Origin of the sequence: Bradyrhizobium australafricanum (assembly GCF_020329495.1) — a bacterium.
Taxonomy (GTDB): domain Bacteria; phylum Pseudomonadota; class Alphaproteobacteria; order Rhizobiales; family Xanthobacteraceae; genus Bradyrhizobium; species Bradyrhizobium australafricanum.
This window is the reverse complement of sequence record NZ_JAGKJL010000003.1, coordinates 158,954-178,892: the sequence shown is the minus strand read 5'-3', so window position 1 is coordinate 178,892 and position 19,939 is coordinate 158,954. Positions and strand designations below refer to the sequence as shown.

Sequence of the window (19,939 nt, the reverse complement as noted above, 5' to 3'; positions counted from 1 at the left end):
ACTCGTTCCAACAATACACGCCTGTGGTTATGGGTCCCTGCTTTCGCACTAGCGTATATACATATCCTCCGCAGTCTTTCCGGAGTCTTCTCAAAGAGTTGGCCGAAAACCGCAGAGAACTTACTCATCTGCACTAGGGTTGCGCCCGCCGATTTCGGCTCTCGCCTAGTAGCTAACCCCTTGATGATGAGTCGGTTTTCTAGCCTCGAAGAGATGTGTAAATGCCCTAGTGCTTTCGCAGGGACGACAGGTTGCTCTAGTGCCGGAAGTAAATCGCACCTGTCGTCCCGGCCAAACTCGTAGCCCGGATGGAGCGGAGCGCAATCCGGGGTCTTTGGTCCGCGGAGAAACCGCCCCGGATTTCGCTACGCTCCATCCGGGCTACAGGTCGTACTCAATGCCGGAAATGCCGCACGCCGGTGAACACCATGGCGATGCCGTGCTCGTCGGCGGCCTTGATCACCTCGTCGTCGCGCATCGAGCCGCCGGGCTGGATCACCGCGGTGGCGCCGGCCTCGATGCAGGCCAGCATGCCGTCGGCGAACGGGAAGAAGGCGTCGGAGGCGACCACCGAACCCTTGGTCAGGGGCTCGGCGAGCTTCAGCTCGGCGGCCGCATCCAGCGCCTTGCGCGCGGCGATGCGCGCGGAATCGACTCGGCTCATCTGGCCGGCGCCGATGCCGACGGTGGCGAGGTCCTTGGCGTAGATGATGGTGTTCGACTTGACGTGCTTGGCGACGCGGAAGGCGAATTTGAGATCGCGCAGCTCGGCGTCGGTCGGCGCGCGCTTGGTCGCGACCTTCAGGTTCATGTCCTCGACCACGGCATTGTCGCGGCTCTGCACCAAGAGGCCGCCGGCGACGGTCTTGGCGGTGAGGCCGACCGCGCGCGCGTTCGGCAGGCCGCCGGCGAGCAGCAGGCGCAGATTGCGCCGGCCGGCGATGATCGAGATCGCCTCCTCGGTCGCGTCGGGCGCGATGATCACCTCGGTGAAGATGCCGATGATGGCGCGCGCGGCGTCCGCATCGAGCGGGCGATTGACCGCGATGATGCCGCCATAGGCCGAGGTGGAGTCGCAGGCCAGCGCGCGGGCATAGGCGGTGGCGAGATCGGGTCCCTCGGCAACGCCGCACGGATTGGCGTGCTTGACGATCACACACGCCGCGGTGCGCTGCGGATCGAACTCGCCGACGCATTCATAGGCCGCGTCGGTGTCGTTGATGTTGTTGTAGGACAGTTCCTTGCCCTGCAGCTGGCGTGCCGTCGCAACGCCCGGCCGCTTCTCCGGCGTGGCATAGAACGCCGCGGTCTGGTGCGGGTTCTCGCCATAGCGCAGCGACTGGATCAGCTTGCCGCCGAAGGCGCGGAAATCCGGCGCCTTGGTATCGAGCTGCACGGCAAACCAGTTCGAGATCGCGGCGTCATAGGCCGCCGTGCGCGCATAGGCCTTGGCGGCGAGCCGCCGGCGCAACTGAAGCGAGGTCGCGCCCTTGTGCGCGGCGAGCTCGTCGAGCACAGCCTGATAATCGTTCGCCTCGACCACCACGGCGACGTCGTCATGGTTCTTGGCCGCGGCGCGGATCATCGCGGGACCGCCGATGTCGATATTCTCGATGCACTCTTCGAAGCCGGCGCCTTTGTCGACGGTGGCCTCGAACGGATAGAGGTTGACGACCAGAAGATCGATCGGCGCGATGCCGTGCGAGGCCATCGCCGCGGCGTGTTCCTTGTTGTCGCGGATCGCGAGCAGGCCGCCATGCACCTTCGGGTGCAGCGTCTTGACCCGGCCATCCATCATCTCCGGGAAGCCAGTGAGCTCGGAGACGTCCTTGACCTTCAGCCCCGCCGCCGCGATCGCCTTGGCGGTGCCGCCGGTCGAGACCAGCTCGACGCCATGGTCGGCCAGCGCCTTGGCGAAATCGATCAGTCCGGTCTTGTCGGAAACGGACAACAGAGCGCGGGTCACGCGGCGAAGCTGCTCGGTCATATCGGAAAATCCCTGGCTGTTAAGGCAGCCGGGTAGCATGGTTTTGTGCCGTACGAAACCGGTCTCCGAGGTCGATTCCCCTGAAATTCCGGATGGATTGGGTTGAAATCCTGTCTCCCCGTCATCCTGAGGTGCGAGCGGAGCGAGCCTCGAAGGATGCACGGCCCGGCTGGTGGCCGTCGATCCTTCGAGGCTCGCCGAAGAGGCTCGCACCTCAGGATGACGGGTCTGGCACGGCCTGCATGCGGAACGCACGTTCCGCCGCCTACAGCGGCAGTTCCGGCTCGCGGCGGGCGTTGCGGCGCGCGTTGGTGGCGGAGGCCGAGGTCGAGGAGCGCACGAAGCTCCAGCGGATGGTGCCGGCCTGCCTCGCGTCCTGCCGGATCACGATCTGGGAGGTGCGGCGCGGGCCGTCATTGCCGGCCAGGAACACGCTGTCCTCGAGATCGACCTTGTCGTCCATCGCCTCGAAGGTCCAGACGTCGCGGTTGGGCAGCACCAGCATCACGCCGCGGGCATCCGACAGCCGGCTCGCCTTCACCGAGGGATGCAAATGGAAGCGCAGCGCGAAATCGGCGTCGCTGCCCTTGATGCGGCCGCCCGGCGTCGGCGACAGCGAATCTTCGCCCTCAAGCCGCGTGCCGTCCTGCGAGACCATCAGCACACGGCGGTGGATCACGCCGAAGCGCGAGAGATAGCCGTCATGCGAGGCGGTCAGCACGTCGCCGTCGGGAACGGCTTCGCGGTAACTCTCGACATTGCTGGGCCCGCTGGTGATGGGCGCGCCGCGGAGCAGTCGCTTCATCGCCGACAGCTCGACGAACTGGCATGACGACGTATCGCGATAGGTCAGCGTCGAATGCGCCGCGGTGGAGCGCGCGAACGGCCGCCAATTGTCGCGGCCGGTGCTCGGCATGCCGCAATTGACGACAATGCGGCTCACCCCGGAGGAGAGCTCGAACGACAGGCAGCCGGCATGCGCGTCCTGGCTGACGCTGGCCGGCGGCGGCGGGCCGGTATCGATGATCAAGGCGGTGTTGCCGGCATCGAGCCGCTGAAAGCCGGTATGCGGCATGCTCGCCATCGGCACGCCGCGGGTGTCGTCATAGGCGAGCAGCGTCGCGACGAGATCGGACGGCGCGGTGCTCATGCCGTTGAACAGCGCGAAGCTGCCGTCGCCGTGCCGGAAAAAGCGCAGCATCGGCATCATGCGGTCGATGGCGTTGAGCAGCGCCGGCGGCGGCGCGATATTCCGTGCGGCAAAGGTCTGCCGCAGCGGCAGGAGATCGCTGAGCAGCTCGACCAGCGCGCCGGGATTGCGCGAGATGTGGCCGCCATCGGGCAGGATCTGGCGCTGCAATTCGTCGGACAGCTTGCGCGTCGCCGCTTTGATGTTGCGCGCCTGGTTGGCGAGACAGAGCGAGGCGTAGCACAGCGCGATCAAGACCTGCAGGCGCGGAACGCCGTCATTGTCGAGCGTCGCGTGGCGCAGATAGCGGATCTCGCGCGCCAGCCCGCGCAGATATTTGCGGTAGAATTTTCCGTCGGTGTCGCCGAGCACCAGTGGTGCCTGCGACAGCAGCGAGATCACCCGCCGCGCGCGCACATCGGCGCGGCGCTCCAGCGGTCGCTTGCGGGCCTGGTTGGAGATCCAGTCGTCGACCAGCGAACGGGCGTTGGCGCGGGTCAGCGCGGTGTCGGCGGCGCGCAGATGGCGCAGCCAGCCGAAGCCGAGCAGGGCGGCTTCCCAATCCTCCGACGGCGGCTCGAGATCGAAGATCGAGCGGCCGTGGCAGGTGACGATCTTGCCGGCGAAGACGAATCGTCCGGCATAGATCTCGGCCGCGCGGGTGGCGTCGGCGGTCCGCAGATCGTGCGGGGCGATGACCAGCCGGTCGGTGCGGCCGGGCCAGAGCCGCGACAGCGCAATCGTGCTCCCGCTGGCGCGTGCGAGCATGCTGCGGGCAAAGCGGCCAGCAATCAGCGTCGAGATGCGTCTGCTTTGAGCGACCGACACGCCTAACCTTGCGGGGAGGGAATTTTCAACGAATCCTTATTTAATCCGGAAACGCGGCCAAGACACCTGCCAAGAAACCTGCCCAGACACCCTCTTGATACCGCACGAATCACTTCGAGCTTAGAGGACTGAAGTTTAAAATCAGGATTTAACCAGCCGGGCGGCGTAAAAGCCATCCAGCCCGCCCAGCCGCGGGTCGGCGTTGGGCAAATGGCTCGGCAAAGTGCGCAGATCGCCGTCGGCGGTGATGATGTCGTCGAGGCCGGCGACCTCGCTCTTCTCGACCGGCGCACGGCGCAGGCCTGATTCGCTCGCCAGCAGCGCGGCAATCGCGTGCTCGCCTTCCTCCGGCTCCAGCGAGCAGGTGCAGTAGACCAGCGTGCCGCCGGGCTTCAGCAGATTGGCGGCTTTTTGCAACAGCCGCTTCTGCAGCGCCGACAGCGCGGCGATGTCGCCTTCCTGCCGCAGCCAGGCGACGTCGGGATGACGGCGGATGGTTCCCGTCGAGCTGCAGGGCGCATCGACCAGGATACCGTCGAAGCTTGCGGCCTCGGCGGGCCATTCGGCGGCGTCGGCGACAACGGTCTCGGCCTGCAAGGCCAGACGCGTGAGATTGTCGCGCAGCCGCGCCACGCGCGCCGGCGAGCGGTCGACCGCGGTGACCTGCGCGCCGGCCAGCGCGAGCTGGGCGGTCTTGCCGCCGGGCGCGGCGCAGAGATCCGCGACCGCCTTGTCCTTGATGTCGCCGAACAGCCGCACCGGCAGCGCGGCGGCGGCGTCCTGCACCCACCACTGGCCTTCGGCAAAGCCGGGGAGCATCGTGACGGAACCCTGCAGCAGCGTGCGCACGGTTCCCGTCGGCAGCGTCTCGCCGTGCAGGCGGGCCGCCCATTGCGCCGCGTCCGACTTCACCGTCAGATCGAGCGACGGCTCGTGGCCGAGCGCAAGCGCCATGTCGCGCGCGGTAGCTTCGCCGTAGTGCGCGTTCCAGCGCGCCAGCATCCATGGCGGCAGGTCCAGGGTCTGCATGCTGATCTCGTCGATCAGGCCCTGGCCCTCGCGCGCGCAGCGGCGCAGCACGGCGTTGACGAGCCCGGCATATTTCGCGGCGCGCCGGTCGGACTGCACCAGCCGCACCGAGAGATCGACCGCGGCATGGTCGGGCACGTCCATCCAGAGAATCTGTGCCGCGCCGATCAGGAGCGCGCTCTGCGCGCGCGGCGCATCGGTCGGGATGCCGCGATCGAGCAGGCGCGACAGCAGATGGCCGAGCGTGCCGAGCTTGCGCAAGATGGTCGACACCAGCCGGCGCATCAGCGCACGGTCGCGATCGGCGAGCGATTTCAGGCCGGGATGCGCGCCGGCGCCGTCGAGCTGGTCGTCGAGCGTGCGGTGCTTGTGCAGCACGCCATCGAGGATGTCGGCCGCGATGCGGCGAGCCGCGAGACCGGGGACTTCGGCAGGTACTGCAAATCTTGAAGGAGGCATGAAGCGGAGATATCTCGAAGGTGCTGAGTTACATTCGGCTCATGCCCATCAACTCCATACCACCTCTGGCATGCGAATATGCCAAATGTAAGAATCGCCTTGCGGGATTTCGTGATCGTGATGTCGTCACTGAGCCAGCACAGAGATACGGAATCCGCAGGCAGAAAGTTTTGCCATGTCTGATAAATCGCCGTTGTCATCGCCGCTGGAGGCCGCGCCGCGCAAGCCGCTGACGCCGGCCGCGCAACGCGCGCTCGCCGAGGCCGCGGCGCGGCGCAAGGCTGCCGAGGAGGCGTCCGCGCAGAACGCGGCGGCGCGGCCGAAGGAGTTCCAGGGTCCGAAGGGGCCGGAACCGACGCGTTACGGCGATTGGGAGACCAAGGGCATCGCCTCGGACTTCTGAGAGCCTTGCCTGACGGCTCGACTCGCGCCAGTCTGGGAAAATGTCCCCATACGAAAGAATAAATGCTTATCGGGGGACGGGACGTCCGCCCTTCCGAAGATCACCTTGGGGCCGCCGCGTCTCGGCGGCGCTGCCATGGGTGTTCGTGCTCGGCATTGCCGTCGGCAGCACATTGCCGATCCGGCAATGGGTGCATTTGCCGCCGACCTGGTCGCTCGGCAGGTCGCGCGACACCGATATCATCTGGCAGCGGGCCGGCGCGCCCGACATCAGGCACAACGTTGATGTGATCAGGACGATCGACGGCGATACGTTCGAGGCGCGGGTGCATTTCTCGCCGGGCCCGGATCTGTACACGCGAGTCCGGCTGCGCGGCATCGATGCGCCGGAGCTGAAGGCGTCCTGTGCGCGCGAACTGCAAATGGCGCAAGCGGCAACGGTGGCGCTGCGCGACCTGCTCGGCCAGGGCGACGTCGCGATCTACAATGTCGGTCCCGACAAGTATCAGGGCCGTGTCGTCGCCGACGTCGCGACCAGGAAGACCGACAACGTCTCGGCCGCGCTGCTCGCCGCAGGCCATGCCCGCGCCTACGCCGGCGGCCACCGGTTCGGCTGGTGCGGGTATTTCGCACGCTAGACGACAGCGTCAAACCGGACCGGGCAAACCAAAGCCGCGCAGTTGCGCGGCTTTTCTATCGGCGAAGCGTCCTGCCTGATCAGCGGGTGACGACGACCGTCGTGCCGATCTCGACGCGCGAATAGAGATCGGTGATGTCGGTGTTGAGCATGCGGATGCAGCCGTAGGAGACGAAGCCGCCAACCGAGCCCGGCACGTTGGTGCCGTGGATCGCATATTCACCGCCGGCCAGCGTCATCGCAGCGACGCCCATCGGGTTATGCGGCGAGCCGCCGGCGATCACGTTCGGGATGCTCGGCTTGTCGCGCTTGACCTCGGCGGGCGGCGACCAGGCGGGGTTGCGATATTTGCCGTCGATCTTCGTGGTGCCGGCCCACTGCTTGCCGGACTTGCCGACACCGACCGGGTAACGCATCGCGTGGCCGGAATCGAGAATGAGGTAGAGCCGCCGTTCGTTGGTCTTCACCACGATGGTGCCTGGCTCATAGTTGTCGGCGTGTATTCCCACCATTTCCGGCCGGGCTTCGGCCGCCTGCGACGTCAAGACAACAGCACCAAGGGTAACAGCAGCTGTGGCAGCCAGCGCCACCGCAAACTTCATCGACATCAACCTCTCCACTTCCCAACAGCTCCCGCAAGGAAGCCAAAAACGAAAATGCAGAGCCCTTGAAAAACCGGGCCTGCCGGTCTCACGCACGCAACATTAACTGCGTGTGTTAACCGGGTGGTTTCACACCGGCCGCAAGACACGTCCTGATGGCGGGAGAGAATGAAAAGTTCGGATTAAAGTAAATGACCTGGAAACAACACTTGGCCACAAACGCGCCTCAATCGCGCCATGCCTCTGACAATCCCGTGAAGCGCCCGTTGCAGCAGGAAACGGGAAGGGCCGCGGCGGTGATCGCGCGCGGCCCTTCTTTGGTCTTCTGATCCTTGCTGCTGCTGGCCTTACGCCGGCGCGCCCTTCTTGTTCTGACGGTTCTGCACGAGGTCGTCGACCACCGCCGGATCGGCCAAGGTCGAGGTGTCGCCGAGGCTCGACGACTCGTCCTCGGCGATCTTGCGCAGGATGCGGCGCATGATCTTGCCGGAGCGGGTCTTGGGCAGGCCGGGCGCGAACTGGATCAGGTCCGGCGAGGCGATCGGGCCGATGTCCTTGCGGACCCAGGCAACCAGCTCCTTGCGCAGCGCCTCGGTCGGCTCGGTGCCCTTCATCAGCGTGACATAGGCGTAGATGCCCTGGCCCTTGATGTCGTGCGGGTAGCCGACGACGGCGGCTTCCGACACCGCCTCATGCGCGACCAGCGAGCTCTCGACCTCGGCGGTGCCCATGCGGTGGCCGGAGACGTTGATGACGTCGTCGACGCGGCCGGTGATCCAGTAATAGCCGTCGGCATCGCGCCGGCAGCCGTCGCCGGTGAAATACTTGTTCTTGTAGGTCGAGAAATAGGTCTGCTCGAACCGCGCATGGTCGCCATAGACCGTGCGCATCTGGCCCGGCCATGACCTGGTCAGGCAGAGATTGCCCGAGGTCTCGCCGTCCAGCGTCTTGCCGTCGGCATCGACGATCTCCGGCACCACGCCGAAGAACGGCCGTGTCGCCGAACCGGGTTTCAGCTTCGTCGCGCCGGGCAGCGGCGTGATCAGGATGCCGCCGGTCTCGGTCTGCCACCAGGTGTCGACGATCGGGCAGCGGTCGTCGCCGACCACGCGGTAATACCACTCCCAGGCTTCCGGATTGATCGGCTCGCCGACCGAGCCGAGCAGGCGCAGCGATTTGCGCGAGGTCTTCTTCACCGGCTCGTCGCCGCCCTGCATCAGCGCGCGGATCGCGGTCGGCGCGGTGTAGAAGATGTTGACCTTGTGCTTGTCGACCACGTTCCAGAAGCGCGAATTGTCCGGATAGTTCGGCACGCCCTCGAACATCAGCGTGGTCGCGCCGTTACAGAGCGGCCCGTAGAGAATGTAGCTGTGGCCGGTGACCCAGCCGACGTCGGCGGTGCACCAGTAGATGTCGCCGTCGTGATAATCGAACACGTATTGATGCGTCATCGACGCAAACACGAGATAGCCGGCCGAGGTGTGCAGCACGCCCTTCGGCGTTCCGGTCGAGCCCGAGGTGTAGAGGATGAACAGCGGGTCCTCGGCGCGCATATGCTCGGCCGGGCATTCCGTCGTCACCATGGCAGCGGCCTCGTGATACCAGAGGTCGCGGGTCGGGTTCATGTCGATCTTGCCGCCGGTGCGCTTCACCACCACGACCCAATCGACGCCGCCGGTCTTGGCAATGGCGGCATCGACATTGGCCTTCAGCGGCACCTTCCTGCCGCCGCGCAGGCCCTCGTCGGCGGTAATCACCACCTTCGAGTCGCAGTCCTTGATGCGCTGCGCGAGGCTGTCCGGCGAGAAACCGCCGAACACCACCGAATGGATGGCGCCGATCCGCGCGCAGGCCAGCATGGCGTAGGCCGCTTCCGGAATCATCGGCAGATAGATCGTGACGCGATCGCCCTTCTTGACGTTCCGCGTGCGCAGGATGTTGGCCATCTTGCAGACTTCGTCGTGCAGCTGGCGGTAGGTGATGTGCTTGGATTCGGAGGGATCGTCGCCCTCCCAGATGATCGCGGTCTGGTCGCCGCGCTTGTCGAGATGGCGGTCGATGCAGTTCCAGGCGACGTTGAGCACGCCATCCTCGAACCATTTGATCGAGATGTTGCCCGGTGCGAAGGAGACGTTCTCGACCTTGGTGAAGGGCTTGATCCAGTCGATCCGCTTGCCGTGCTCGGCCCAGAAGCCGTTCGGGTCCTTGACCGAGTGCGCGTACATCTCGCGATATTTGGCGTCATCGATATAGGCGCGCTTGGCCCAGTCGGCCGACACGTCATAGATCTTCTCGGACATCATTTTCCTCCACTCATTGCCGATCGCGAACGACGCGACGGCAAGCCGTCTTGATCATTGCCGCGATTATGCGTTGTCGCATTCCGGCCCGGCAAGGAAAAAGGACTGTCACTTTCGTCGCGTTGAAGCCGCCGGATAGTCCGCCGGCTTCCGCTTGTGATAGGACGGCTTACCGCAACGCATCGACGAGAGAAACCTATGCGCCATCGCTTGCTCGGGGTCACTGGTCTCTTGGTCGTAGTGGTATCGTTCTCTGCGCGTTCGCCGTCACTGCAGTGGTGCCGCGTGCGACGACGATGCGCTGACGCCGATTTTGATGGACGGCTTCAGGCACAATTGAACGAATTGTCGGACGCCGCGGTGATGAGCTGCGTCAACACGTCCGTGACCGCATAATCCTTGATTGCGGCCAGCGGTTGGACCGGCCCGTGGCTGCCGAGCTCGAGCCGCGCCCCGGCGAGAGCGGAGCGCGAAAGGGCACGGTCGCTGACCTGATCTGGGGGGACCGCGGTGGACCTCCGGGCGTTCAAACGCCGGTTTCCGGCACCGCGCTCGCGTCATTTTGTCCGATCCCGGGCAGCCCAAAATCAACGTTAGCGGGCGAATGGCACCCATGAAAGGTAATTTAATACAGTCAATAACTGATTCGCGACTCGCAATGTCGGCCCCGACGCCCTAAATCGCGTTTCCGAGGCCAGACGGCCCACCGGAACGAAGCCCGAAGCAACGGCATTACCGGGAGAACAGCGGAACAAGGCGTCTTGCGAGAGTAATGATGGATCAGCAGAATATCGCGGCTGTGCGGCCCGTTTCCGCCGATCCCGCTGTCGCCTTGGCAAAGGCACTGGGCCAGTGGCCGTCCAAGCCGCCGCGGGCCAGGCTGCAGCCGCCGGCAAAACTCAAGCTCGACGCGCCCGCTGCCATCAGAACGACGGTTGAAGAACTGGCGCGCGATCTGGGCCTGCGGCTCGGCGACCAGAACGAATTGACCATCCGCCGCATCAAGCGCGGCAAGACCTATTCATTCGTTCGTGCCAATGGCTCGCGGATCCGCGATGCGCGCACGATCCGCCGGCTGCACGCGATGGCGGTCCCGCCGGCCTATCGCCAGGTGCGCTATTCCAGCGATCCGAGTTCGCATCTGCAGGCGGTCGGCCGCGATGCCGCGGGCCGGCTGCAATATCGCTATCACGCCGACTGGGAGAAGGTTCGCGAGCAGCGCAAGGCGCATCGCCTCGCCAAGCTGGTGGCCGCGCTGCCGAAGATCCGGCGCAAGGTCTCGGCGTTTCTGTCCGGAGACGAGCCGACGCGCGAGTTCGCGCTGTCGGCGGTGATCGAGCTGATCGCACGCACCGCGATCCGGCCCGGCAACGAATCCTATGCGCGCCTCAACGGCACCCGTGGCGCCACCACGCTCTTGAAGTCCAACGTCACGCTTGAGGACGATTCCCTGGTGCTGACCTTCAAGGCCAAGGGCGGCAAGGCCGTGCGCAAGGAATGCGATGCGGCCAAGCTGGTGCGTGCGATCGGCATCCTGCGCGGCGTCCCGGGCAAGCGCATGTTTCAGTATTACGACCGCTCCGGCGTGGTGCGGGCCGCCTCGACCACGGCGGTGAACGCGTTCCTGCGCGAGATCGCCGGCATCAAGATCTCGCTGAAGGATTTCCGCACCCTGATGGCGTCGGCCGTCGTCGTGGAATCGCTGTCGCGGATCACGCCGGCCACCAGCCAGCGCGGCCGCAAGCGCCAGGTGCTGGATGCGATCCGTGCCGCCGCCGACCAGCTGTCCAACACGCCGGCGATCTGCCGCAAGAGCTATGTCCACGACACCATCGTCACCGCCTTCGAGGACGGCATCCTCGAACGCTTCGCCGCGACGATGGGAGGCTACCGCACCCAGTCCAAGCGCGAGCAATTGCTGGCGCAGGTGGTGATGGCGGCCGGGGCGTAGGCTCGCTCCAAACTCCGCCGTCGTCCCGGCCTAGTGCGCAATTGCGCACGGGGGCCGGGACCCATTACCCCAAATGTTGATTGCTGAGACGGGCTGTGGCCACAGCGCGCCCTAACAATGCACGCCTGTGGTTATGGGTCCCGGCCTTCGCCGGGACGACGTAGAGTTGGCCGAGACATCACAGCCCGCCCATCTTGCAGACGTATTTCCACTCCTCCGCGGTGACCGGCTGCACCGAAAGCCGCGAATATTTCACCAGCGCCATCTCGGTGAGCTTCTTGTCCGCCTTGATCGCGGCCATCGTCACCGGCGTCTTCAGCGGCTTGTCGGCCTTGATGTCGACGCAGACGAACTTGCCGGTCTTGTCGGTCGGGTCGGGATAGGCTTCCTTGATGATCTCGGCGATGCCGACGATCTCCTTGCCCTCGTTGGAATGATAGAAGAACGCCTTGTCGCCCTTCTTCATGTTGACGAGATTCTGCCGTGCCGTGAAGTTGCGCACGCCGGTCCAGGCTTCGCCCTTCGCGCCCTTGGCGACCTGATGGTCCCACGACCAGACCGACGGTTCGGATTTCACCAGCCAGTAATTCATCGCAACTCACCCCGTTCGATTGCGCTGCAATCTACAGCGACGCGGATGCCCGCGACAAGCGCGGGCACCCGATCCAGAGCGTTTTCAAGCGAAGCCTGTCCCGCACTTGATGCGGGATGGATGCCGGTTCGCGTGAAGAAAACGCGTCAAATCAAGAAGCGCAGCACTCACTGTTTCAAATATCGATCGAAGAACCTGGCGATGTCGGTGAACGCCTCCTTCGTCTCGGGCGCGTCGACGTTGAACTGGTACTGGGCGTGCGACTGTCCCTCATAGACATTGAGATCGGCGATCACGCCGGCGCGGCGCAATTTGCGATGCGTGCGAACCGTGTTGCTGAGGAACAGATCGCGCGTGCCCGATGTCAGGATGGTCGGCGGGAAGCCCTTGAAGTCACCATAGATCGGCGAAATGTAGGGATTCTTCAGGCTGGTGCCGTTTGCATAAAGCTTCGCCGCGCGGCCGAGCCAGCCGTCCCAGGTCACCAGCACATTGTCGACCCACTCATTGCTCGCGTAGCTGTCGCCGATCTTGTCGATATCGGACCATGGCGTGCCGGGCGCGATGGCGGCGGGCAGCGGCAGCTTCTCGTCCTTCGCCCGCAACACCATCGCAAGCGTTATCGCCCCGCCCGTCGAGGTGCCGAAGATCGCCAGCCGGCGGTGTTCGTGCGATTTCAGAACTTCCTTCCAGACCGCCATCGCGTCGTCCATCGCGGCCGGATAGGGGAAGTCCGGCGGCATCCGGTAGTCGACCGAGAGGACCTTGAAGCCGCCAAAGCCCGCCATCATGATGGCTTCCGGCAACGCGGCTTCGCCGGGGCCGAACACGTAACCACCGCCATGGACGTGGATCAGCAGGCGTCGCCTGTTCTCGAGCGCGATCTTGTTCGGGGTCACGATGTAGCAGTGCACGCCGGCAAGCTTGGTTTCCTCGACCTTGACGCCGAGCTTCGCCTTCAGCGCCGGAATACCCGCGATCAGAAGCTTGGCGCGGCGATCGATCAACTCCTTCCATTCCGCCGGGGTTTTGGGGTCGGCATTGAAATGCGACGGATAGGGCGCGCCGATCATCGCCTGCATCTCGGTAGACACGTCGGCGGTTGGGTTGCCGATCGATTTGAGTGGCGCGACCCGCTTGCCGTTGTCAGCATTGGCGGCGGCCTCGCTCTTGGCAAGGTCGTCGTAGGTCGTGGCCGTTTGGGCGTGGGCGATAGTGGATGAGGCGGTGAGGGCGACGGCGAGGCTGATCGAAAGGATGGCGCGATGCGGTTGACGCATGGGTTTTCCCTTGGGATCCGTTTTTCGATTTGTTGGACCGGGATCCGACGGTTCGCCGCCACGCTATTACGATGTGCGCGGATGGTGAAGCTCCGCCACGCGCGACCGTGACGTGCGTTACTCCGCCTTGAACGGCCGCGTCAGCAGGCCTTCGATCGCGGCGTCAATGGTCAGCCGGTCGCCCAGGATCGCGGCGACCGCGTTTGACACCGGCATGTCGACCTTATGCGCGGCGGCGAGCTCGCACAGCACCGGCGCGGTGAACGCGCCTTCGGCGAGCTTGCCGATCGGCGCGGCTTCGCCGCGGCCGAGCGCGAGGCCGAGTGCGAAATTGCGCGATTGCGCGGTCGAGCAGCTGAGCAGGAGATCGCCCAATCCCGACAGGCCGGAAAGGGTTTCGGCGCGGGCGCCGCAGGCGCGGCCCAATCTTGCGAGCTCGCTGAAGCCGCGCGTGGTCAGTGCGGCGAGCGCGGAGGCGCCGAGATTCTTGCCGACCACGATGCCGGCGGCGATCGCCAGCACGTTCTTGGCCGCGCCGCCGATCTCGACGCCGCGCACGTCGGTGGTGTGATAGGGCCGGAAGGTCGCCGAGCCGAGCGCCTGGACCAGCGCGCGTGCAAGCGCTTCGTCCCTGGTGGCCAGCGTGACGGCGGTCGGCAATCCGCGTGCCACGTCGTCGGCAAAGCTCGGCCCCGACAGGATCGCAGGGACGGCGCGCGGCGCGGCTTCCGCGATCACCTCGGTCATGAATTTATGCGTGCCGTGCTCGATGCCCTTGGCGCAGGCGATGACAGGCGTGTCGGGTTTGAGATACGGCGCAAGATGCCCGACCGCCGCGCGTAAATGCTGCGCCGGGGTCACGGCCAGGATGATGTCGGCGCGGGCCGCGGCGGCGATATCCGACGTCACGGCGATGCCGGGATGAAGCTGGACACCAGCCAGCCTTGGATTGACCCGCGTCGCCTGGATCTGCGCGGCATGCTCGGCATTGCGCGCATACAGCGTCACCTTGCGCCCGGCGCGCGCCGCGACATCGGCCAATGCCGTGCCCCAGGCGCCGGCACCGATCACGCTCACTGACATATGCGCCGGCATCAGGCGGGCCTGTCTTCGCTCCCTCTCCCCGCTCTTGCGGGGAGAGGGTTGGGGTGAGGGGCTTTATCCGCGAGCGAGCCGAGTGTCGAGACCTGTACCCCCTCACCCGGATTGCTGCGCAATCCGACCTCTCCCCGCAAGCGGGGCGAGGTGCGACGGTGCCTGATGCGCGCTCCGTCGTACATTGTTCAATATCCGGCGCGGCTGTTGGCGTAGCCGGCCGGCGCCTTGGCGTTGGCGTCGAGCAGCCAGCGCGCGCGCGGCGGCGCCTCCATCGTGTCGGTGAGGCCAAGCGCCATCCGCTCGGCGCCGGCCCAGGCGATCATCGCGCCATTGTCGGTGCAGAGCGCCGGCGGCGGGATGATCAGCGTGGTCTGCGCCTTCGCCGCGACCTCCTGCAGCGCGCTGCGGATCGCATGGTTGGCGGCAACGCCCCCCGCCGCGACCAGCGCGCGCGGCGTGCCGAACCGCTCCTGAAACAGCTTTAGGCCGACGCTCAGGCGGTCCGCGGTCGATTCCAGCACCGCGGCCTGGAAACTCGCGCAGAGATCGCTGACGTCCTGCGGCTCGAGCGGCTCCAGCCGGCTCGCTTCATTGCGCACCGCCGTCTTCAGTCCCGACAGCGAGAAATTCGCGTCCGCGCGGCCGAGCATCGGACGTGGAAAGGCAAACCGCGTCGGGTCGCCGCCGGCGGCCGCGCGCTCGACCTCCGGTCCGCCGGGATAGGGCAGCGACAGCATCTTCGCCACCTTGTCGAACGCCTCGCCCATCGCGTCGTCGACCGTGGTGCCAAGCCGCACATATTCACCGACGCCGACCACGGCGACGATCTGGGTGTGTCCGCCCGAGGCCAGGAACAGGCAATAGGGAAATGCCAGCGCGCAGGTCAGCCGCGGCGTCAGCGCGTGCGCCTCGAGATGGTTCACCGCGATCAGGGGCGTATCGTGCACCATCGCGATCGCCTTCGCGGTGGTGAGACCGACGATGACGCCGCCGATCAGGCCGGGGCCCGCGGCTGCCGCGACCGCCGACAATTGTCGGTAGCCGACGCCGGCCTCCTTCATCGCGGTGGCGACGATGCCGTCGAGCAGGTCGACATGGGCGCGCGCCGCGATCTCCGGCACCACGCCGCCGAAGCGGGCGTGCTCGTCGGTCTGCGAGCGCACCACGTTGGAGAGGATTTTCGCCTGCCCGTCAGCCTGGCGCTCGACCACGGCGGCCGCGGTCTCATCGCAGGTGGTCTCGATCCCCAGCACCAGCATCGGCGGTTCGTGTCCCAATTTCGGTCCTTGTGCTACGAGCATGATCCGGACAGGCCGGAACCGGTTTCCGGCAAGATGATGCTCATCAAAATGTCCGCTCCGGGGTAGCATTGCGAGGTCTTAAAGTGCAATCGGTCGCCAACGTCCAATTTATACGGCTGGAAGCCTGAAACCCTGACAATCCTTGTCACACGACCGCATCCGGACAATGACGCGACGCTCGCGACGCTGCGCCAACGCGGCTTTGACGCCCTGTCGGCACCGGTGCTGCGCTTCGAGCCGGTGCCGTTCCGCGGCGACGACGATGCGGATTATGATGCCGTCATCCTGACCAGCGCCAACGCGCTGCGCGCGGTCGATCTCGCGACCAGCCGCTTGCTGCGGCTGCCGCTGTTCGCGGTCGGGGCGCACACCGCGGATGCGGCGCGCGCCGCGGGCTTCGACAAGGTGATCGTGGCGAAGGGCGATGCAGTCTCGCTGCGCAATCTCGTGCTGGCACGGGTCAAGGCCGGCGAACTCGACGCATCGGCGACGCTGCTCTATCTCGCCGGCGCCGACCTGTCGCGCGATCTTGCGGGCGAGCTCGGCGAGCGCGGGCTCAGCGTCGTCACCCACACCACCTACCGGATGGCGCCGGTGGCCGGCTTCCCGAGGGAAGTCAGCGACGCCTTCATGGCGAACCGGATCACCGCGGTGCTGCATTATTCCCGCCGCAGCGCGCAGGCCTTTCTGGACACCGTGCGCGCCGACGGGATCGAGATTTCGGCGCTCGCCTTGCCGCAATGCTGCATCTCGGCGGCCGTCGCCGCGGTGCTCCATGACGCCGGCGCGACCAAGGTGGTGGTGGCGGCGCGGCCGGACGAAAATGCCCTGCTGGAGGCGCTCAGCCGCACCCTGCGGCCGAGACCGGAATAATTCTTTCGTCTGACCATGATGTTAGGCAATGCTCGGTTATTCGGATCATGCTCTAAGAACCTGGGCCGATTCTGGTAGAGTATGCGGCCAGTAGTTTTGAGGACCCCCCGCGATGGCTGAAGAAAGGCCAGACGACCCAGGATCTTCGCCGGATTCCCGGCCCAAGCGCGCGCCGCCGACCATCGATCTTCAGGCGACCGAAATCTCCAGCGAACCGTCGAAGGCGGGGGGGACCGAGGAAGCCGCCAAGGAAGTCGCCAAGGAGGCCGACCAGGATGCCGGCAAGGCGTCCGCGGACGCGGCGACGCCTGAGGCCGAGCCCCAAGGCGACGCCGCACCGCAAGCGGAGCCGCAGCCCGAGACCGCCTCCGCGGCGCCGGACGCCGAACCGGCGCGGCCGGTTTCGCCCTGGGTGGTGGCGCCGGTGTCGGGTGCCGTCGCCGCGGCGCTGGTGATCGGGGTTGGCTGGCTGCTCGGCTGGCCCGTCGTGCAGCCGGTCTCGGCGCCGCAACCCAGTGCCGCCATCGACGAGCTCGGCACGCGCCTGAGCGCGCTGGAATCGAAGGCCGGCAGGCCGGTCGCGGCGGCCGCCGATCCCGCGGCGACGGCGCGGCTGGAGGCGCTCGACAAATCGATCGCCGCGCTGCGCACCGAGCTCGCCGCGACGCGGGCGCAATCCGACAGGCTTGCGGCGGCGGTCAATGACGCGAAAGCCGCGCCGCGCGATGGCGCGGCTGCGGCTGATCTCTCCGGCATCACGGCGCGCATCGACAAGGTCGAGGGCGCGGTGAAGGCGCAGGGTGCGGCGATCGCGAGGCAGGACGGCAAGATCGCCGACACCAAGGCCGAGGCGAAGGCCGACGATGTGCCGCTGCGCCGCGTCGTCGCGGCATCGCTGCTCGACGTCGCGGTGCGTCACGGCGATCCCTATGCCTCCGCGCTCGAGGCCGCGAAGGCGCTGTCTGACGATGCCGAGGTGCTGAAGCCGCTCGAGACGTTTGCGAGATCAGGCGTGCCGAGCCCGAACGCGCTGTGCCGCGAGCTGATCGAGATCGTGCCGAAACTCGCGCCGCCTCCGCCGGAAGCTGCTGCGGCGAATGCCGGGCTGGTCGATCGTCTGAAGGCCGGTGCCTCCACGCTGATCCAGATCGAGCGGACCGACGGCACGGGGACCGATCGCGGCAGCATCGTCGCGCGCGTGACATCGGCCGCCCTGCATAATGACCTCGCATTGACCGAGCGTGAACTGAAGTCGCTGCCGCCGGCGGATCGCACGGCGGCGCAAGCCTGGCTCGCCAAGGTGGACGCGCGCCGCGCCGCGCTCGACGCGTCGCGTAAATTTGCCGACAACGCCATGGCGGCGCTCGCCACGGTCAACCAGTAAGTCTTTGCAATAGGTCTTTGATGATCCGGATCATTCTGTTCCTGCTGCTGATCGCGCTCGCTGCAGCGGGTGCGGCCTGGTTGGCCGATCAGCCCGGCGATCTCGTGCTGAATTGGGGCGGCTTGCGCTTCACGTCCAAGCAGCCGATGTACCTGCTCGGCCTCGTCGTCGTCGTCGCGATGGTCGCCGGCGTGATCCTGCGCGGGCTCTGGAAGATCCCCTCGCACATCCGCCGTGGCCGGCGCGAGCGGCGTCACGCCCGCGGCCGCCACGCCATCACGCAAGGCTTGCTTGCGATCGGGCATGGCGATTCCTCCGCGGCGCGCGCGCATGCCGAAGTGGCGCGGCGCCATGCCGGAGGCGATCCGCTGGCGCTGCTGCTGCACGCGCAATCGGCGCAGCTCGACGGCGATCGCGACGGCGCGCAACGCGCCTTCCGTGCCATGGCCGAGCGCGAGGACACGCGGCTGCTTGGATTGCGCGGTCTGTTCATCGAGGCGCAGCGCGCCGACGATCCGGTGGCGGCCGTGATGATCGCCGAGGAAGCGCTGAAGATGTCGCCGTCGTCGTCATGGGCCTCGCACGCGGTGCTCGGCTTCTGCTGCGCCAAGGGCGATTGGGCCGGCGCGCTGTCGATCATCGACAACAACCAGAGCGCCGGATTGATCGACAAGGCGACCTATCGGCGGCAGCGCGGCGTGCTGCTGACGGCGCGCGCGCTGGAGTTCGAGACCGTCGATCGCGACCTGTCGCGCTCGAGCGCGATGGAGGCGGTCAAGCTGGCGCCGACGCTGATCCCGGCCGCCGTGCTCGCCGCGAAGTTCGAGAGCGAGGCGCATCAGGTGCGTCGCGCGATGCGCATCGTCGAGACCGCGTGGCTGGCGCAGCCGCATCCCGATCTCGCCGATGCCTATTCGCATGTGCGGCTCGGCGATTCCGCGCGTCAGCGCCTGGTCCGCGTCGAGACGCTGGCGGCGAAAAAACCTGGACATATCGAGGGCGCGCTGGCGATCGCGCGCGCCGCGATCGACGCCGCCGAGTTCGCCAAGGCGCGTGCGGCGCTGCAGCCGTTTGTCACGGCGCCGACGCAACGCGTCGCGCTGTTGATGGCCGAGATCGAGCGCACCGAGCATGGCGACAGCGGCCGGGCGCGCGCCTGGACCCTGCGCGCGGTGCGCGCGCTGCACGATCCGGTGTGGACCGCCGACGGCTATGTCTCGGACCGCTGGCGCCCGGTCTCGCCGGTCACCGGCCGGCTCGACGCCTTCCAGTGGCAGACCCCGGTGGCGGCGCTGCCGTCCGACAAGGGCCATGCGATCGAGCCTTCGCCCTTCGAGGAGGCGATGCTGGCGCCGCGCCGGGTCGAGCCGCCAAAGGAAGCCGCCAGCGAGCTTGAAGTCAGGCCGGTTGAGCCGGTCGAGGTGAAGCCAGTCGAGGTCAAGCCGGTCGAGGTCAAGCCCTTGGAGCCGGCCGCGCCGACGGTGCAGGATAACGCCCCGCTGCCGGCGGCCATCGAGGCCGAGCCCGCCCCGGCCCCGTCCGTATCAGCCGCGCCGGAACCGGCTCCCGCGCCGGCCGCCGAATCGGCGCCCCCGGCGCCTGCCCCCCTGTTCCGGTCGAGGGCCGACCTGCCCAAGGCCGCGCCGGCGCCGATTCCGGCCGTAATCCCGATCATCCGGGCCCCTGACGATCCCGGGGTCGACGAGGACGGCCCGGTGGACGAATTTGCGGAACAAATCGGCCCGCCCAAGGCCCAGGTGGGCGGTTGGCGCGGATTTCTGTCACGTTTGGGAAGCTAATTCGCGGTTAGATAACCGCAGTGTGGTTCGATAACCGCGTTTTCCTTGCCAATCGGGGTCATGCCCGATATCAGGTGGCCGCGTGATCCGGCCGTTGCCGAACGGTTCGCCGCAATAGCTCAGTTGGTAGAGCACGTCATTCGTAATGACGGGGTCGGGGGTTCGAGTCCCTCTTGCGGCACCAGCTTTTCCGTATATCAATCAATAATTTAGCTGTCCTTGCCCTTT

General features: G+C 66.5%; 15 protein-coding genes and 1 tRNA gene. 7 read left to right on the top strand and 9 right to left on the bottom strand.

Going from position 1 to position 19,939, the window contains the following annotated elements:
- Window positions 1-394: 394 nt before the first annotated feature.
- The 3 genes from purH to J6525_RS04310 form a co-directional block, all read right to left on the bottom strand.
- Window positions 395-1,987, bottom strand: a complete 1,593-nt coding sequence (gene purH, locus J6525_RS04320; protein ID WP_225642315.1) for a bifunctional phosphoribosylaminoimidazolecarboxamide formyltransferase/IMP cyclohydrolase — start codon at window positions 1,985-1,987, stop codon at window positions 395-397.
- 265 nt (window positions 1,988-2,252) lie between these two features.
- Window positions 2,253-4,004 carry a heparinase II/III family protein gene (locus tag J6525_RS04315; protein ID WP_225642313.1) on the bottom strand — a complete coding sequence of 584 codons (1,752 nt, stop codon included), beginning with the start codon at window positions 4,002-4,004 and terminating at the stop codon, window positions 2,253-2,255.
- A 141-nt stretch (window positions 4,005-4,145) separates the two neighbouring features.
- Entirely contained in the window at window positions 4,146-5,492 is a 1,347-nt protein-coding gene (locus J6525_RS04310) for an RsmB/NOP family class I SAM-dependent RNA methyltransferase (protein WP_225642311.1), read from the bottom strand.
- A 175-nt stretch (window positions 5,493-5,667) separates the two neighbouring features.
- On the opposite strand from J6525_RS04310, the gene J6525_RS04305 reads away from it, so the two are divergent.
- Window positions 5,668-5,895, top strand: coding sequence for a DUF1674 domain-containing protein (locus J6525_RS04305; RefSeq protein ID WP_225642309.1), 228 nt, complete (start codon window positions 5,668-5,670; stop codon window positions 5,893-5,895).
- A gap of 40 nt (window positions 5,896-5,935) precedes the next feature.
- A complete protein-coding gene (locus tag J6525_RS04300; RefSeq protein WP_225642307.1) occupies window positions 5,936-6,532 on the top strand; it encodes a thermonuclease family protein in 597 nt (198 codons plus the stop codon).
- Window positions 6,533-6,611: 79 nt separating this feature from the next.
- Here the strand turns inward: J6525_RS04300 and J6525_RS04295 are convergent, their stop codons facing one another.
- Window positions 6,612-7,139, bottom strand: a complete 528-nt coding sequence (locus J6525_RS04295; RefSeq protein ID WP_028342054.1) for a L,D-transpeptidase — start codon at window positions 7,137-7,139, stop codon at window positions 6,612-6,614.
- Window positions 7,140-7,480: 341 nt separating this feature from the next.
- Window positions 7,481-9,433 carry an acetate--CoA ligase gene (acs, locus tag J6525_RS04290; RefSeq protein WP_092087871.1) on the bottom strand — a complete coding sequence of 651 codons (1,953 nt, stop codon included), beginning with the start codon at window positions 9,431-9,433 and terminating at the stop codon, window positions 7,481-7,483.
- 772 nt (window positions 9,434-10,205) lie between these two features.
- Between acs and J6525_RS04285 the strand changes: the two genes are divergently transcribed.
- The gene (locus tag J6525_RS04285; protein ID WP_092087762.1) at window positions 10,206-11,384 is read left to right on the top strand and encodes a DNA topoisomerase IB; all 1,179 of its coding nucleotides are present in this window, start codon (window positions 10,206-10,208) and stop codon (window positions 11,382-11,384) included.
- A 178-nt stretch (window positions 11,385-11,562) separates the two neighbouring features.
- Here the strand turns inward: J6525_RS04285 and J6525_RS04280 are convergent, their stop codons facing one another.
- The 4 genes from J6525_RS04280 to tsaD form a co-directional block, all read right to left on the bottom strand.
- Window positions 11,563-11,976 carry an EVE domain-containing protein gene (locus J6525_RS04280; RefSeq protein WP_225642306.1) on the bottom strand — a complete coding sequence of 138 codons (414 nt, stop codon included), beginning with the start codon at window positions 11,974-11,976 and terminating at the stop codon, window positions 11,563-11,565.
- A 167-nt stretch (window positions 11,977-12,143) separates the two neighbouring features.
- Complete coding sequence (locus J6525_RS04275) at window positions 12,144-13,256, bottom strand: alpha/beta hydrolase (protein WP_225642305.1); 1,113 nt, start codon at window positions 13,254-13,256, stop codon at window positions 12,144-12,146.
- 117 nt (window positions 13,257-13,373) lie between these two features.
- Window positions 13,374-14,351, bottom strand: coding sequence for an NAD(P)H-dependent glycerol-3-phosphate dehydrogenase (locus J6525_RS04270; protein ID WP_225642303.1), 978 nt, complete (start codon window positions 14,349-14,351; stop codon window positions 13,374-13,376).
- Between the two features lie 188 nt (window positions 14,352-14,539).
- On the bottom strand, window positions 14,540-15,613 hold the full coding sequence (gene tsaD / locus J6525_RS04265; RefSeq protein WP_225642585.1) for a tRNA (adenosine(37)-N6)-threonylcarbamoyltransferase complex transferase subunit TsaD: 1,074 nt from the start codon (window positions 15,611-15,613) through the stop codon (window positions 14,540-14,542).
- A gap of 174 nt (window positions 15,614-15,787) precedes the next feature.
- Between tsaD and J6525_RS04260 the strand changes: the two genes are divergently transcribed.
- The 4 genes from J6525_RS04260 (at window position 15,788) to J6525_RS04245 (ending at window position 19,895) form a co-directional block, all read left to right on the top strand.
- The gene (locus tag J6525_RS04260; RefSeq protein ID WP_028337397.1) at window positions 15,788-16,528 is read left to right on the top strand and encodes a uroporphyrinogen-III synthase; all 741 of its coding nucleotides are present in this window, start codon (window positions 15,788-15,790) and stop codon (window positions 16,526-16,528) included.
- Between the two features lie 112 nt (window positions 16,529-16,640).
- Complete coding sequence (locus tag J6525_RS04255) at window positions 16,641-17,912, top strand: COG4223 family protein (protein ID WP_225642301.1); 1,272 nt, start codon at window positions 16,641-16,643, stop codon at window positions 17,910-17,912.
- A 20-nt stretch (window positions 17,913-17,932) separates the two neighbouring features.
- Window positions 17,933-19,711 (top strand): heme biosynthesis protein HemY, encoded by a 1,779-nt coding sequence (locus J6525_RS04250; protein ID WP_225642299.1) that lies wholly within the window; start codon window positions 17,933-17,935, stop codon window positions 19,709-19,711.
- A gap of 108 nt (window positions 19,712-19,819) precedes the next feature.
- Window positions 19,820-19,895, top strand: a tRNA-Thr gene (locus J6525_RS04245).
- Window positions 19,896-19,939 lie beyond the last annotated feature (44 nt).